Origin of the sequence: Saccharopolyspora taberi, assembly GCF_039534165.1 — a bacterium.
Taxonomy (GTDB): Bacteria; Actinomycetota; Actinomycetes; order Mycobacteriales; family Pseudonocardiaceae; genus Saccharopolyspora_D; species Saccharopolyspora_D taberi.
Map to the genome: position 1 here is coordinate 167566 of NZ_BAAAUX010000005.1, position 15566 is coordinate 183131.

The window sequence follows — 15566 nt, forward strand, 5'->3', positions numbered from 1 at the left end:
GAATCGGCGCTGCTGCCGGGGATCCCGCCGACCAGCACCAGCCCGCGCACCCGGTCCGGGCAGCGGCGGGCGAGTTCGGCGGCGACCGCCGTCCCGGCAGACCAGCCCGCGACGGCGCACGTCTTGACCCCGGCGGCGTCGAGCACGGCGAGGGCGTCGTCGACGTGCCTGGTCACGCCTGCGGTCAGCGAGTCCCGGGCGCGCCAGCTCAGCGTGCTCACCGGGAGCTCGCGCCACGGGCCCGGCAGCGATCCGAGACCCGGGCACAGCAGCAACGGCGGAAGGTCGGCCGGGACGTCCGCGCGCCATCCGCGCAGGAGGTCGTCACCTGCGCGGACGTCGAATTCCCGGACGGCGTGGTCGACCATCGGACTATTCTGCCGCACCCCGGGGCGCAGTCTCGAAGCTGTCACGTGTTGGGAGCACTGCTCGCCCCATGGGGTGACCATGCCCTAGCCTTTGCCCGCGTGAGGATCCACGACGATCGCCCCGGTAGCGCGGGCGGCTACCCAGACGATCGCAATCAAGGCAGCAACGCCCCGGCCGGGGCTGGCTTCCAGGGTCCCGCGGGTACCCAGGGCCTCGGCGTTCAGAAGCACAACTACTACGACGACGATGACGGCTACAGCGACGCCGACGCGACTTCGCTGGTCCGCAACCCCGCAGGCGACGACGTCTACTACGACGAGCTGCCCGCCGAGCGCAAGCCGTTCGGCTGGAACGCGGGCGCCGACCTGGGGCTGCTGATCCTGCGGCTGGCGCTCGGCGGCCTGTTCGCGGTCCACGGCGCGCAGAAGCTGTTCGGCGCCTTCGGCGGTCCGGGCCCGGAGGGCTTCGCGCAGGCGCTGACCGAGATGGGCTTCCAGCAGAGCGCCACGCTCGCGCTGATCACCGGCGGGACCGAGCTGGGCGCGGGCGCGCTCCTCGTGCTCGGCCTGTTCACCCCGCTCGCAGCGGCGGGCATCGTCGGGGTCATGGCCAACGCGGTCGCGGTGAAGTTCGGCGGCCCGTTCTTCAACACCGACGGCGGGTACGAGTTCGAGTCCACCCTCGGCGCGCTGGCGCTGGGCCTGATGTTCACCGGCCCCGGACGCGTCGCGCTGGACTACGGCCGGGTGTGGTTCCGCCGCCCGCTGACCTTCGGCTTCATCGCGCTGATCATCGCCGCGGGCGCCTCCGTCGCGGTGATCCTGCTGCTGCGCTGAACGAGCGGAAGAACGAGAACGGGCACCCCGTGCGGGTGCCCGTTCTCGCTTTCCCAAGCCGACCATCGTCCTCAAGCGGCGCAGCCGCCAGCCTTCAAAGTCATTTGTTGACGTCGCGGACCGCGCCGTGGGAGGCCGACGTGGCCAGCCGCGCGTAGGCGCGCAGCGCGGCGGTCACCGGGCGCTCGCGGTCGGCGGGCTGCCACGGGTGCTCGCTCGCCTCCATCTTCGCCCGGCGCTCGGCCAGCACCTCGTCGTCCACCAGCAGTTCCAGCCTGCGCTCCCGGACGTCGATGCGGATCTGGTCGCCGTCCCGCACCAGCCCGATCGCGCCGCCGTTGGCGGCCTCGGGGGAGATGTGCCCGATCGAGAGCCCGGAGGATCCGCCGGAGAACCGGCCGTCGGTGATCAGCGCGCACTTCTTGCCCAGGCCGGAGCCCTTCAGGAACGCCGTCGGGTGCAGCATCTCCTGCATGCCGGGACCGCCCGCCGGGCCCTCGTAGCGGATGACCAGCACCTCGCCGGGCTGGATCTCGCGCTTGAGGATCGCCGAGACCGCCTGCTCCTGGCTCTCCAGCACCCGCGCCGGGCCCTGGAACGTCCAGAGCTCCTCCTCGACGCCCGCGGTCTTGACCACCGCGCCGTCCTCGGCGAGGTTGCCGCGCAGCACCGCCAGCCCGCCGTCGGCGGTGTAGGCGTGCTCGACGTCGCGGATGCAGCCGCCTGCGGCGTCGGTGTCCAAAGAGGACCACCGGTTGTCGGTGGAGAACGCCTTCGTGGTGCGCACCCCGCCCGGCGCGGCGTGGAACAGCTCCAGCGCCTCCGCCGACGGCGACGCACCGCGGATGTCCCAGGTGGACAGCCACTCGGTGAGGCTCGCGCTGTGCACCGAGGCGACGTCGCGGTGCAGCATCCCGGCCCGGTCCAGCTCGCCGAGGATCGCGGTGATGCCGCCCGCCCGGTGCACGTCCTCCATGTGGTAGTCGGAGTTCGGGCTGACCTTCGACAGGCACGGCACCCGGCGGCTGATCGCCTCGATGTCCTCCAGGGTGAAGTCGATCTCGCCCTCGCGGGCGGCGGCCAGCGTGTGCAGGACGGTGTTGGTCGACCCGCCCATCGCCATGTCCAGCGCCATCGCGTTCTCGAACGCCTGCTTGTTGGCCACCGAGCGCGGCAGCACCGACTCGTCGTCGTCCTGGTACCAGCGCTTGGCGATCCGCACCACGGTGCGGCCGGCCTCCTGGAACAGCGCGCGGCGGGCGGCGTGGGTGGCCAGCGTGGAGCCGTTGCCGGGCAGCGCCAGGCCCAGCGCCTCGGTGAGGCAGTTCATCGAGTTCGCGGTGAACATGCCCGAGCACGAGCCGCAGGTCGGGCACGCCGACCGCTCGACCTCGCTGAGCCCGTCGTCGTCGACCTCGGAGCTGGCCGACGCGGCGATGGTGGTGATCAGGTCGGTCGGCGCGTGCGCCACGCCCTCGACCACGACCGCCTTGCCCGCCTCCATCGGACCGCCGGAGACGAACACGGCCGGGATGTTGAGCCGCATCGCCGCGTTGAGCATGCCCGGCGTGATCTTGTCGCAGTTCGAGATGCACACCAGCGCGTCGGCCTGGTGCGCGTTGACCATGTACTCCACCGAGTCGGCGATCAGCTCGCGGGAGGGCAGCGAGTACAGCATGCCGCCGTGGCCCATGGCGATGCCGTCGTCCACGGCGATCGTGTGGAACTCGCGCGGCACCCCGCCCGCCTCGCGGATGGTCTCGGCCACCACGTCGCCGAGGTCCCGGAGGTGCACGTGACCCGGCACGAACTGGGTGTAGGAGTTGGCGATCGCCACGATCGGCTTGCCGAAGTCGTCGTCGGTCATCCCGGTGGCCCGCCACAGCGACCGAGCGCCTGCGGCATTCCGGCCGTGGGTGGTGGTGCGAGAACGCAGCTGGGGCATTTCACATCTCAGTTCCTGGGAGACCGCCACCTGGCCGGTGGCGGATGGGTGCGGCGCCCCGGGGCATGTTCCGGCCCGGGGGACATCCCCGCCGTGGTGCGCGTTCGGGGTGCCGGGCGCGAGCGGGGGCGAGCGCGGTGGATCCGAGGCTACTCCGCCGAATCCGGGCGCTCGGACTCCCCGGTGTCCGCATCTCGGGACGGTGCCGTCGGGTCCGCCAGCCTGCCGCCGCTGAGCGCGGCCAGCCGGGGCAGGTCCCGCACCCGCACGGCGGGCAGCTCGACCTCCTTGCCCGAGGACAGCACCGCCCTGAGCCAGCGCTTCTGGTCCAGCCGCAGCGAGGCCAGCTCGTCCCAGCCGAACCTGGTGCTGCCCAGCACCCGGCGGGCGGTCACGCCCTCGGCGTTGACCGTGGTCCGGGTGCGCAGCACCCACACCGCGATCGCCAGCGGGACGAGGTAGATCGACAGCGCCCACGGGCCCGCGGACCAGGCCACCGGGGTCGCGCCCGCGACCAGGGTCACCGCGGCCAGCAGCGCGACCGGGGTGATCCGGAAGGTCAGCGCGGACGGCTGTGACGCAGCTCTCGTGTCCTCGTTCGCAGCGTTCTCGGGCTCGGGATTGTCCGGGGTTTCGCTCACGGTCCGATGTTCCCACCTGCGGTTTCCGTCCCCCTCGCGGGTACTGCCACCCCCGGCCGAGCGTCCAGGATCTGGGAAGATCGTCCCGCATGGTTTGACGCGATGATGTCCTTGCCGTTAACGTCGCTGGCATGCAGCGACTGAACGACCTTCTCGTAATTTCCTGGCGCGTCGACGCCTAGGAAGTTTCGTTCGTCGACGCGCCAACCCTCGTTGGACCACCTGTGGTCTGCGGGGGTTTTTTCGTGCCCGGCTCCAATCCAACCCCCGCCCTCCGACTCAGAGGCAGATCCGATGACCAGCGCCAACACCAGGCAGAGTCCGGTCCCGGCACCCCCGCCGGGGCAACGTCCCAAGCCCGCACCGCCCGGCGGAGCCCCCGTGAAGGTCACCGGCGCGCAGTCGCTCGTGCGCTCGCTGGAGGCCGTGGGCTGCGAGGTCGTCTTCGGCATTCCGGGTGGCACGATCCTTCCCTCCTACGACCCGCTCCTGGACTCCACCAAGGTCCGGCACGTGCTGGTCCGCCACGAGCAGGGCGCCGGGCACGCCGCGACCGGGTACGCCCAGGCCACCGGCAAGGTCGGGGTCTGCATGGCCACCTCCGGGCCGGGCGCGACCAACCTGGTCACCCCGCTGGCCGACGCGCACATGGACTCGGTGCCGGTGGTGGCGATCACCGGGCAGCAGAGCACCGGCCTGATCGGCACCGACGCGTTCCAGGAAGCCGACATCTGCGGCATCACGCTGCCGATCACCAAGCACAACTTCCTGGTCACCGACCCCGACGACATCCCGCGGACGATCGCCGAGGCGTTCTACATCGCGGGCAGCGGCAGGCCCGGTCCGGTGCTGGTCGACATCCCCAAGGACGTCCAGCAGGCCACCACCTCGTTCGCCTGGCCGCCGGAGATGAAGCTGCCCGGCTACCGCCCGACCAGCAAGCCGCACGGCAAGCAGGTCCGCGAGGCGGCCAAGCTGATCACCGCCGCGCGGCGGCCGGTCCTCTACGTCGGCGGCGGCGTGCTCAAGGCCGAGGCCACCGCGGAGCTGCGCGCGCTCGCCGAGAAGACCGGCATCCCGGTCGTGACGACCCTGATGGCGCGCGGCGGCTTCCCCGACTCGCACCCGCAGCACCTGGGCATGCCGGGCATGCACGGCACCGTCGCCGCCGTCGCCGCGATGCAGCGCGCCGACCTGCTGATCGCGCTGGGCACCCGGTTCGACGACCGGGTCACCGGCCAGCTGTCGTCGTTCGCGCCCGAGGCCAAGGTCGTGCACGCCGACATCGACCCGGCCGAGATCTCCAAGAACCGCACCGCCGACGTCCCGATCGTCGGGGACTGCAAGGACGTCATCACCGAGCTGATCGACGCCGTCCGGACCGCCACCGAGGAGCACGGCACCGCCGACCTCGAACCCTGGTGGGAGCTGCTGCGCGACTGGCGCGACACCTACCCGCTGGGCTACGAGTGGCCGTCGGACGGCAGCCTGTCGCCGGAGTACGTCATCGAGCGGCTGGGCAAGCTGGTCGGCCCGGACGCGATCTACACCGCCGGCGTCGGGCAGCACCAGATGTGGGCCGCGCAGTTCGTCAGCTACGAGAACCCGCGCACCTGGCTCAACTCCGGCGGCCTGGGCACGATGGGCTACGCGGTGCCCGCCGCGATGGGCGCCAAGGCCGGGATGCCCGACAAGACCGTCTGGGCCATCGACGGCGACGGCTGCTTCCAGATGACCAACCAGGAGCTCGCCACCTGCGCCATCGAGGACCTGCCCATCAAGGTGGCGCTCATCAACAACGGCAACCTGGGTATGGTCCGTCAGTGGCAGAACCTGTTCTACGCCGAGCGCTACTCACACAGTGACCTCGGCACCCACAAGCACCGCATCCCGGACTTCAAGCTGCTGGCCGAGGCGCTCGGCGGCGTCGGCCTGCGGTGCGAGTCCAAAGAGGACGTCGACAGCGTCATCCAGCGGGCGATGGAGATCAACGACCGACCCGTCGTGGTCGACTTCGTGGTGGGCAAGGACGCGCAGGTGTGGCCGATGGTGGCCGCGGGAACCGGAAACGACGAGATCATGGCGGCGCGCGGCATCCGCCCGCTGTTCGACGAGGACGAGGGGTGAGCGCGCCGATGAGCCGACACACGCTCAGCGTCTTGGTGGAGAACGTCCCCGGCGTGCTGGCCAGGGTCTCCGGGCTGTTCTCCCGGCGCAGCTTCAACATCGAGTCCCTGGCGGTGGGGCCGACCGAGCACCCGGACATCTCCCGGATGACCATCGTGGTCGCGGTCTCCGACCAGCCGCTGGAGCAGGTCACCAAGCAGCTCAACAAGCTGGTCAACGTGATCAAGATCGTGGAGCTGGAGACCGGCTCCGCGGTGCAGCGGGAACTGCTGCTGGTCAAGGTCCGCGCCGACGCCTCGGTGCGCAGCCAGGTCCTGGAGACCGTGCAGCTGTTCCGGGCCAAGGTGGTCGACGTCTCGCCGGAGGCGCTGACCATCGAGGCGACCGGTGACGCCGACAAGCTGGACGCGCTGCTGCGCATGCTGGAGCCCTACGGGGTCCGGGAGATGGTCCAGTCGGGGACGATCGCGATAGGCCGCGGCCCGCGTTCCATCACCGCGACCGCGGTCCGCTGAGCGACTCCGCCACAGGCAAGAGATTTCCCTGAAAGGAACAAGGAAGCACCATGGCAACTGAGATCTTCTACGACGCCGACGCCGACCTGGGCATCGTGCAGGGCCGCAAGGTCGCGGTCATCGGCTACGGCAGCCAGGGCCACGCGCACGCCCTGAGCCTGCGGGACTCCGGTGTGGACGTCCGGATCGGACTGCCGGAGGGCTCGAAGTCGCGCGCCAAGGCCGAGGAGGAGGGCCTGCGCGTGCTCACCCCGGCGGAGGCAGCCGCCGAGGCCGACCTGATCATGATCCTGGCGCCGGACACCAAGCAGCGCCAGATCTACGCCGACGACATCGCCCCGAACCTCAACAGCGGGGACGCGCTGTTCTTCGGCCACGGCTTCAACATCCGCTACGGCCTGATCCAGCCGCCGTCCGATGTGGACGTCGCGATGGTCGCGCCGAAGGGCCCGGGCCACCTGGTGCGCCGCCAGTTCGTCGACGGCAAGGGCGTGCCGTGCCTGATCGCGGTCGAGCAGGACGCCACCGGCGGCGCCCAGGCGTTGGCGCTGTCCTACGCCGCGGGCATCGGCGGTGCGCGCGCGGGCGTCATCAAGACCACCTTCACCGAGGAGACCGAGACCGACCTGTTCGGCGAGCAGGCGGTGCTCTGCGGCGGTGCCAGCGCGCTGGTGCAGACCGGCTTCGAGGTGCTGGTGGAGGCCGGTTACCAGCCGGAGATCGCCTACTTCGAGGTGCTGCACGAGCTCAAGCTGATCGTGGACCTGATGTGGGAGGGCGGCATCGCGGGCCAGCGCTACTCCATCAGCGACACCGCGGAGTACGGCGACCTCAGCCGCGGCCCGCGGGTGATCGACGCCCACGTCAAGGAGTCGATGCGCAAGATCCTGGCCGAGATCCAGGACGGCACCTTCGCCAAGGAGTGGGTGGCCGAGGACGAGGCGGGCCGCCCGAACTTCACCAAGCTCCAGGAAGCGGGCAACGCCCACCAGATCGAAGAGGTCGGCAAGAAGCTGCGGGCTCTCATGAGCTGGACTCAGCGCTGATTCGTCGCTGAGCGGCGCGCAAGCGCCTCCGGCCGGAGGTCTTTTCCCGCAGCCGCAGCACTTTCCACGACCGGGCCCGGCGATCCCCACGAGGATCGCCGGGCCCGGTGGCATTTCCCACCTTCACCAGATCGTGGCATCCCCACCCCGAGAGAACCGCGAATTGTGGAGAATTTTCATGAAAAATAGCCCCGAACGGAGGTAGCGCAACTCGATCGCCGTCGGCGATAGAGTGCGGACCGTGAACGAACAGAACGAAATCGTCGACGACAAAGCGCACATCAGGCACAAGTTGGACTTCACGCGCGCGGAATGGATCACCAGCACCGAGGACGACGAGGAACCCGGTGTGGAGGTGGCCTTCGTCGACGGCTACGTCGGCATGCGCAACGGTGCCGATCCGGAGGGTCCCGTGCTGGTCTTCACTCCCGAGGAGTGGGACGCGTTCGTGGCGGGCGCCAAGGACGGCGAGTTCGACGAGCCGTGAGGGATTCCGGTGCGGTGCCGGGAGAATCCGCCGATCGGCCCAGGCGTGCCGATACACCGCACCGGTGATCCGGGCTACACCCTTGTGAACGGATTCTCAATCCCCCGTTAAACTTCCCATCCGTCCGGGCACAACGTGGTGCCCTGCTTCGACCGTGATCTCTCTTTGGAGCGCGCCCGTGACCAACGCAAGCCGTCCTGTCGTCCTGATCGCCGAGAAGCTGGCTCCGTCCGTGCTGGACGCGCTGGGCGACGAGGTCGAGATCCGCCACGTCGACGGCACCGACCGCCCGGCGCTGCTCGACGCCGTCCGCGACGCCGACGCGCTGCTGGTCCGGTCGGCGACCAAGGTCGACGCCGAGGTGCTCGCCGCGACCAGCAAGCTCAAGGTGGTCGCCCGCGCAGGCGTCGGCCTGGACAACGTCGAGGTGCCCGCCGCCACCGAGCGCGGCGTGATGGTGGTCAACGCCCCCACCTCCAACATCGTCTCCGCCGCCGAGCACGCGCTCGCCCTGCTGCTGGCGGTGGCGCGCAACGTCGCCGCCGCCGACGCGAGCCTGCGCGCCGGCGAGTGGAAGCGCAGCTCCTTCAGCGGTGTCGAGCTCAACGGCAAGACCGTCGGCGTGGTCGGCCTGGGCAAGATCGGCCAGCTGTTCGCGCAGCGCATCGCCGCCTTCGGCACCAAGCTGATCGCCTACGACCCCTACGTCTCGGCGGGCCGCGCCGCGCAGCTGGGCATCGAGCTGGTCAGCCTGGACGAGCTGCTGGAGCGCTCCGACGCGATCTCCATCCACCTGCCCAAGACGGCCGAGACCCTCGGCCTCATCGGCGTGGAGGAGCTGAAGAAGGCCAAGAAGGGCATGCTCGTCGTCAACGCCGCCCGCGGCGGCCTGATCGACGAGGACGCGCTGGCCGACGCCGTCCGCAGCGGCCACATCGGCGGCGCGGGCATCGACGTCTACAAGACCGAGCCCACCACCTCCAGCCCGCTGTTCGAGCTGCAGAACGTGGTCGTCACCCCGCACCTGGGCGCCTCCACCGCGGAGGCCCAGGACCGGGCGGGCACCGACGTGGCGCGCTCGGTGCTGCTGGCGCTGCGCGGCGACTTCGTGCCGGACGCGGTCAACGTCCAGGGCGGTGCGGTCGGCGAGGAGGTCCGGCCGTACCTGCCGCTGACCCAGAAGCTCGGCCAGGTGCTGGCCGCGCTGGTCGGCAGCACGCCGAGCTCGGTGACCGTGGAGGCCCGCGGCGAGCTCGCCGACGAGGACGTCTCGGTGCTCCAGCTCGCGGCGCTGCGCGGCGTGTTCGCCGGTGCGGTCGAGAACCAGGTCACCTTCGTCAACGCCCCGCAGCTGGCCGAGGACCTCGGGGTCGACGTCGAGGTGAAGACCTCCTCGGAAAGCCCGAACCACCGCAGCGTGGTGTCGGTCCGCGCCGGCCTGCCCGACGGCCGCCGCGCGGTGGTCTCCGGCGCGCTGTCCGGGCGCAACCTGGTCGAGAAGATCGTCGAGGTCAACGGCAGGCACTTCGACCTGCGCGCCGAGGGCAACCTGCTGCTGCTGGAGTACCCGGACCGGCCGGGCGTGATGGGCCGGGTCGGCACGCTGCTCGGCGAGGTCGGGGTCAACATCGAGGCGGCCACGGTCAGCCAGACCACCGAGCGCTCCGAGGCGATCATGCTGCTGCGGGTGGACCGGCCGGTCGACACCGCGGTGCTGGAGCCGATCGGCGCGGCCGTGGGAGCGACCACCGTTCGCGCCGTCACGTTCGAGTGATCAACACGGGCCGGACCTGAAACTGTTTCGGGTCTGTTGCCCGCAAGGGGTCCGTTCGAGGGAAACGGGGCCGTCGCACACCGTGCGGCGGCCCCGTTCTGTGCGTTGGGTACAGCTCGAAGGGGTGGATGTTGCCCCATCCGGGTGTCCCGCCAACCGGGACAGATCAACCACTTGGTGGGTGCGGCGTGCCTGGCGACGCACTCTTGCCGGTAGCCTTCGGCGCAATGGTTCAAGCCCCGTAGGTCGGGGTGGTACTCGGGAGGTGTGTACATGCGGCTCGCTGTGATCCCCGGTGACGGGATCGGGCCGGAGGTGGTGGCCGAGGCGCTCAAGGTCCTCGGTGAGGTCGTCCCCGACACCGAGATCACTCGTTACGACCTCGGCGCCGCTCGCTGGCACGCGACCGGGGAACTGCTGCCCGAGTCCGTGCTGGGCGAGCTCCGGCAGCACGACGCGATCCTGCTCGGCGCGGTCGGCGACCCGTCGGTGCCCAGCGGCATCCTCGAACGCGGTCTGCTGCTGCGACTGCGCTTCGAGCTCGACCACCACGTGAACCTGCGCCCCGCGCGGCTCTACCCCGGGGTGAAGAGCCCGGTGGCCGACCCGGGCGAGATCGACATGGTCGTCGTCCGCGAGGGCACCGAGGGCCCGTACGCGGGCAACGGCGGTCTGCTGCGCAAGGACACCACGCACGAGATCGCCACCGAGGTCAGCATCAACACCGCCTTCGGCGTGGAGCGCGTCGTGCGGGACGCCTTCGCGCGCGCGGCGGCGCGCCCGCGCAAGCACCTGACCCTGGTGCACAAGACCAACGTGCTCACCCACGCCGGTTCGCTGTGGTCGCGGGTGGTGGAGGAGGTCTCGCTCCAGCACCCGGACGTCACGGTCGCCTACCAGCACGTGGACGCGACCACGATCCACATGATCACCGACCCGGGCCGGTTCGACGTGATCGTCACCGACAACCTGTTCGGCGACATCATCACCGACCTGGCGGGCGCGATCACCGGCGGCATCGGGCTGGCGGCCAGCGGCAACATCGACGCCACCCGCCGCAACCCGAGCATGTTCGAGCCGGTGCACGGCAGCGCGCCGGACATCGCGGGCCAGGGCACGGCGGACCCGACCGCGGCGGTGCTGTCGGTGGCGCTGCTGCTCGACCACGTCGGCCAGACCGAGGCCGCGCGGCGGGTCGAGGCGTCGGTGGCCTTCGACCTGGCGACCCGGGACCACTCCGCCCCGGGCGCGACCTTCGCGATCGGCGACCGCCTGGCGGCGCTGGTCTCCTCGCGCGAGGTCGCCCAGCAGGCGTGACGGACGTTCGGCGAAGCGCCTCCCCGGCAGCCCGGGGAGGCGCTTCGTCGTTTCCGGGGTGCACGCTGTTTTCCGGGGAGGAGGAACCGATGGTCGCTGACCGGGTCGAGCGCGAGATCGTCATCGCCGCGCCGGTGGAACGCGTGTGGGCGGCGCTGCTGGAACCCGGGTTCTGGCTCGGCGAGGCCGACGCGGAGCGCGTGCTGGTGCGCGAGGGCGCCCGGCTGGTCTCCGAGCACCACGAGTACGGCAGCTTCCCGCAGCGCATCGAGCGGGTGGAGCCGCAACGGCACCTCGCGTACCGCTGGGCGAACGCCTTCCCGGGCGCGGAGCCGGTCGCGGGCAACTCGACGCGGGTCGAGCTCAGCCTGACCCCGGAAGGCACGTCGACGCGGCTGCGCCTGGTCGAGAGCGGCTTCGCCGCGCTGGACCTGCCGGAGCAGGGCCGCCGCCAGGCGTGGGACGACAACACCGAAGCCTGGGCGATGGTGCTCGACGATCTCCGCAGGCACGTGCAGCGTCCCACTTCGTGGGAGCCGTAGCCCAGCTGCTGAGGTGGATCCGGGATGTGGCAGCATACGGGCGTGGCTTTCCGCAGCACGATGATTATTGGCAAGCGCGCCGGGTGACGACTCCGCATCCCCGGCGCGCAGACCTCTCGCATTCGCGGGGGGTCTTTTTTGTGCCTAGAAACGCCCCCATCCAAGCCGACGGGAGAAACCAGTGACCCGCACCAGCCCGGCCGGAACCCCTCTGGGCGACGAGTTCCACGTCTACGACACCACCCTGCGCGACGGCGCCCAGCGCGAGGGCATCTCCTACTCGGTCACCGACAAGATCGCGGTGGCCAGGTCGCTGGACTCGCTGGGGGTCGGGTTCATCGAGGGCGGCTGGCCTGGGGCGCTGCCGAAGGACACCGAGTTCTTCCACCGCGCCGCCGCGGGCGAGCTACAGCTCCGCCACGCCGCGCTGGTCGCCTTCGGCGCCACCCGCCGCGCCGGCGCGCGGGCGCACGAGGACCAGCAGGTGCGAGCGCTGCTGGACTCCCAGGCCCCGGTGGTGACGCTGGTGGCCAAGTCCGACCGCAGGCACATCGAGCGCGCCCTGCGCACCGACGTCGACGAGAACTGCGCGATGGTCGCCGACACGGTCCGCTTCCTGGTGGGGGAGGGCAGGCGGGTCTTCCTCGACGCCGAGCACTTCTTCGACGGTTACGCCTTCGACCCGGACACCTCGCTGCGCGTGCTGGAAGCCGCCGTCGGCGCGGGAGCCGACGTCGCCGTCCTGTGCGACACCAACGGCGGACAGCTGCCGACGCAGCTCGCCGAAACGGTCACCGAGGTCATCGCGCGCACCGGTTTCCGGGTCGGCATCCACTGCCAGGACGACACCGGCTGCGCGGTCGCCAACACCGTCGCCGCCGCGCAGGCCGGCGCGACCCACGTGCAGTGCACGGCGAACGGCTACGGCGAGCGCGCGGGCAACGCGGACCTGTTCGCGGTGATCGGGAACCTCGCGACCAAGCTGGACATGCCGGTGCTGCCCGAGGGCAGGCTGTCCGACCTCACCCGGGTTTCGCACGCGATCGCCGAGATCGCCAACCTCGCGCCCGACACGCACCAGGCGTACGTGGGCACCTCGACCTTCGCGCACAAGGCGGGGCTGCACGCGAGCGCGATCAAAGTGGACCCCGAGCTGTACAACCACATCGATCCGGCGTTGGTGGGCAACGGGATGCGGGTCCTGGTCACCGAGATGGCGGGCCGGGCGAGCCTGGAGCTCAAGGGCGCCGAGTTCGGGCTCGACCTCAGCGAGTCGCCCGCGGCGGTCACCGGCGCGGTGCGGCGGGTGAAGGAGCTGGAGGCGCGCGGCTGGTCCTTCGAGGCCGCGGACGCTTCGCTGGAACTGCTGCTGCGCCGCGAGGTCGAGGCCGCCGACGGCCGCGAGCGCGGCCACGACGCGCCGTTCGAGCTGGAGTCGTACCGGGTTCTGCTCGACCACGGCCAGGACGGCGCCGTGGTGTCGGAGGCGACGGTGAAGGTCCACGTCGGAGACGAGCGGGTCATCGCCACCGCGGAGGGCAACGGCCCGGTCAACGCGCTCGACGCCGCGCTGCGCAAGGCGCTCGTACCGCAGCTGCCGTGGCTGGAGACGGTGGAACTGGCCGACTACAAGGTCCGGATCCTCGTGGACGCACCGGGAACCGACGCGGTGACCCGGGTGCTCATCGAGTCCCGCGACGGCGAGGAGGAGTGGACCACGGTGGGCGTGCACGGCAACATCGTCGAAGCGAGCTGGCTGGCGATGTGCGATGCCCTGGCCTTCAAGGCGATGCGCCACACCGCCACCACGCCCTGACGCGGCGTCGAGGTTCCGCCACGCAAGACGAGCCGACGAGCAGCACATGCGATCCTTGGGTGTTCCTGATCCACCCCGCTCGCGGAGGTCCTGCCTTGCGCCTGGCCCGTGTTGCCCACGCCGACGGCGTGTCGTTCGTCGCGCTCGAACCCGATCCGTCGGCGCCGAAGGAGAAGGTGCTCGCGGTCGAGATCGACCAGCACCCCTTCGGCGACCCGACCTTCACCGGACGCCGCTGGCCGATGGCCGACGTCCGGCTGCTGGCGCCGATCCTGCCGACGAAGGTGATCTGCGTCGGCAAGAACTACGCCGACCACGCCCGCGAGATGGGCGGCGAACCGCCGGCCAACCCGGTGATCTTCATGAAGCCGTCCACCTCGGTCATCGGGCCGAACTCGCCGATCAAGCTGCCCGCCAACTCCGAGCGGGTCGACTTCGAGGGCGAGTTGGCCGCGGTGGTCGGCCAGCCCTGCAAGGACGTGCCCGAGGCGCGCGGCACCGACGTCCTGCTGGGCTACACGATCGCCAACGACGTCACCGCGCGCGACCAGCAGCAGGCCGACGGGCAGTGGACCCGGGCCAAGGGCTACGACACGTTCTGCCCGCTGGGCCCGTGGATCGACACCTCGGTCGACCCGTCGGACCTGGCCCTGCGCACCGAACTCGACGGCGAGGTCAAGCAGGAGTCCCGGACCTCCTTGCAGATCCACGACATCTCGGCGCTGGTGTCGTGGATCTCGCGGATCATGACGCTGCTGCCGGGAGACGTGATCCTCACCGGAACCCCGGCGGGCGTGGGCCCGATGCGGCCGGGGCAGAAGGTGTCGGTGTCCATCGACGGGCTCGGCACCCTGACGAATCCCGTCCAGCAGGGCTGAAAGCGCGGCGGTGCCGGTCGGCACCGCCGCCTCAGCGCAGCGCCGACTTCGGCGGCTTCTCCCGCATCGCGCCGTAGGCGAGCAGGTACGCCGGAATCCGGCGCAGCCACGGCATCCTCGTCACCAGCCGCAGCGGGAGCGGGACGTGGACCTCGTCGGCGAAGTCGATGCTGCCCCGCAGCGCGGGGCCGACGACGTTGTCGTGGATGATCCGCTGCACCCGCTGGATCAGCACGGTGGTCAGCCACCGCCGCCGCTGCACGGCCACCACGTCCGCGCGCCGCAACCGCCCGTCGCGCAGCGGTCCGGCGAGGTGCCTGGCGGCGGCGACCGCGTCCTGGACCGCGAGGTTGATGCCGACGCCGCCGACCGGCGACATCGCGTGCGCGGCGTCGCCGATGCACAGCAGTCCCGGGATCTGCCACTTGCGCAGCCGGTCCAGGGAGACGTGCAGCAGCTTGACCTCGTCCCAGTCGCGCACGAGTTCCCGCCCCCGCAACCAGGGCAGGTTCGCGCGCAGCGCGTCGTTGAGCTGTTCGACCGAGCCGGTGCGGTCCTTCGGGTCCGTGCCCTTGGCGATGATCGAGGCGACCTGGAAGTAGTCCCCGCGGTCGATCAGCGCGGTGAACGATCCTTTGTGGATCATCGCGACCGCGCCCGCCGGATCGCCGGGCAGGCGCGGGATCCGGAACCACCGCACGTCCATCGGCGTGGAGAAGTCCCGGAGCCCCAGCTCGGGCAGGTCCCGCACGAACGACTTGCGCCCGTCGCAGGCGACGGTGATGGTCGCGCGCAGTTCGCCGGTCCGGCCGTCGGCGGTGCGGTAGCGCACGCCGTTGACCCGGCCGCCTTCCCGGATCAGCTCGGTCGCCTCGGTGTTCATCCGCAGCGTGAACGTCGGCTCCTGCTTGCCCGCGTCGGCCAGCATGTCCAGGAAGTCCCACTGCGGAACCATGGCGATGTAGTTGTACTTGATCGACAGCGTGCCGAAGTCGCCGAGCGTGAGGAACTGCCCCTCCGGGCCGACCGGCACGCGCACCTGGTTCAGCCTGCGCTGGGGGAGTTCTTCGAAGGTCTCGGCCAGCCCCAGGTCGTCGATGAGCTGCAGCGTCGTCGGGTGCACGGTGTCGCCGCGGAAGTCGCGCAGGAAGTCGTCGTGCTTCTCCAGGACGGTGACCTCGACGCCGGACCTGGCCAGCAGCAGGCCGAGGACCATGCCCGCGGGTCCGCCGCCGACGATGCAGCAGGTGGTTCGCTCCATTGCGATCCCTCC

Annotated in this window: 14 protein-coding genes; 10 read left to right on the forward strand and 4 right to left on the reverse strand. The window is 70.9% G+C overall.

The window, feature by feature from the left end; translation table 11 throughout:
• Positions 1–368, reverse strand: a 368-nt coding sequence (locus tag ABD691_RS05405) for an alpha/beta fold hydrolase (protein ID WP_344678284.1), incomplete at its 3' end; no start/stop codon positions are given.
• A gap of 99 nt (positions 369–467) precedes the next feature.
• On the opposite strand from ABD691_RS05405, the gene ABD691_RS05410 reads away from it, so the two are divergent.
• A complete protein-coding gene (locus ABD691_RS05410; RefSeq protein WP_344678285.1) occupies positions 468–1205 on the forward strand; it encodes a DoxX family protein in 738 nt (245 codons plus the stop codon).
• A gap of 100 nt (positions 1206–1305) precedes the next feature.
• On the opposite strand, the gene ilvD is transcribed toward ABD691_RS05410, so the two are convergent.
• Positions 1306–3150, reverse strand: a complete 1845-nt coding sequence (gene ilvD, locus ABD691_RS05415) for a dihydroxy-acid dehydratase (RefSeq protein WP_344678286.1) — start codon at positions 3148–3150, stop codon at positions 1306–1308.
• Positions 3151–3299: 149 nt separating this feature from the next.
• On the reverse strand, positions 3300–3791 hold the full coding sequence (locus tag ABD691_RS05420) for a PH domain-containing protein (protein ID WP_344678287.1): 492 nt from the start codon (positions 3789–3791) through the stop codon (positions 3300–3302).
• A gap of 381 nt (positions 3792–4172) precedes the next feature.
• Here ABD691_RS05420 and ABD691_RS05425 point away from each other — a divergent pair, with 381 nt between their 5' ends.
• The 9 genes from ABD691_RS05425 (at position 4173) to ABD691_RS05465 (ending at position 14293) form a co-directional block, all read left to right on the forward strand.
• Positions 4173–5918, forward strand: coding sequence for an acetolactate synthase large subunit (locus tag ABD691_RS05425; RefSeq protein ID WP_344678288.1), 1746 nt, complete (start codon positions 4173–4175; stop codon positions 5916–5918).
• Between the two features lie 8 nt (positions 5919–5926).
• On the forward strand, positions 5927–6433 hold the full coding sequence (gene ilvN, locus ABD691_RS05430) for an acetolactate synthase small subunit (RefSeq protein WP_344678289.1): 507 nt from the start codon (positions 5927–5929) through the stop codon (positions 6431–6433).
• Positions 6434–6483: 50 nt separating this feature from the next.
• Positions 6484–7479, forward strand: coding sequence for a ketol-acid reductoisomerase (ilvC, locus tag ABD691_RS05435; RefSeq protein ID WP_344678290.1), 996 nt, complete (start codon positions 6484–6486; stop codon positions 7477–7479).
• Between the two features lie 241 nt (positions 7480–7720).
• The gene (locus ABD691_RS05440) at positions 7721–7966 is read left to right on the forward strand and encodes a DUF397 domain-containing protein (protein ID WP_344678291.1); all 246 of its coding nucleotides are present in this window, start codon (positions 7721–7723) and stop codon (positions 7964–7966) included.
• Between the two features lie 178 nt (positions 7967–8144).
• A complete protein-coding gene (gene serA, locus ABD691_RS05445) occupies positions 8145–9740 on the forward strand; it encodes a phosphoglycerate dehydrogenase (RefSeq protein ID WP_344678292.1) in 1596 nt (531 codons plus the stop codon).
• Between the two features lie 273 nt (positions 9741–10013).
• A complete protein-coding gene (locus ABD691_RS05450) occupies positions 10014–11057 on the forward strand; it encodes a 3-isopropylmalate dehydrogenase (protein ID WP_344678293.1) in 1044 nt (347 codons plus the stop codon).
• An 89-nt stretch (positions 11058–11146) separates the two neighbouring features.
• Positions 11147–11599 carry an SRPBCC domain-containing protein gene (locus ABD691_RS05455; RefSeq protein ID WP_344678294.1) on the forward strand — a complete coding sequence of 151 codons (453 nt, stop codon included), beginning with the start codon at positions 11147–11149 and terminating at the stop codon, positions 11597–11599.
• Between the two features lie 181 nt (positions 11600–11780).
• Positions 11781–13415, forward strand: a complete 1635-nt coding sequence (gene cimA / locus ABD691_RS05460; protein ID WP_344678295.1) for a citramalate synthase — start codon at positions 11781–11783, stop codon at positions 13413–13415.
• Between the two features lie 95 nt (positions 13416–13510).
• Positions 13511–14293 (forward strand): fumarylacetoacetate hydrolase family protein, encoded by a 783-nt coding sequence (locus ABD691_RS05465; RefSeq protein WP_344678296.1) that lies wholly within the window; start codon positions 13511–13513, stop codon positions 14291–14293.
• Positions 14294–14324: 31 nt separating this feature from the next.
• On the opposite strand, the gene ABD691_RS05470 is transcribed toward ABD691_RS05465, so the two are convergent.
• Positions 14325–15554 carry an FAD-dependent oxidoreductase gene (locus ABD691_RS05470; RefSeq protein WP_344678297.1) on the reverse strand — a complete coding sequence of 410 codons (1230 nt, stop codon included), beginning with the start codon at positions 15552–15554 and terminating at the stop codon, positions 14325–14327.
• Positions 15555–15566: the final 12 nt, after the last annotated feature.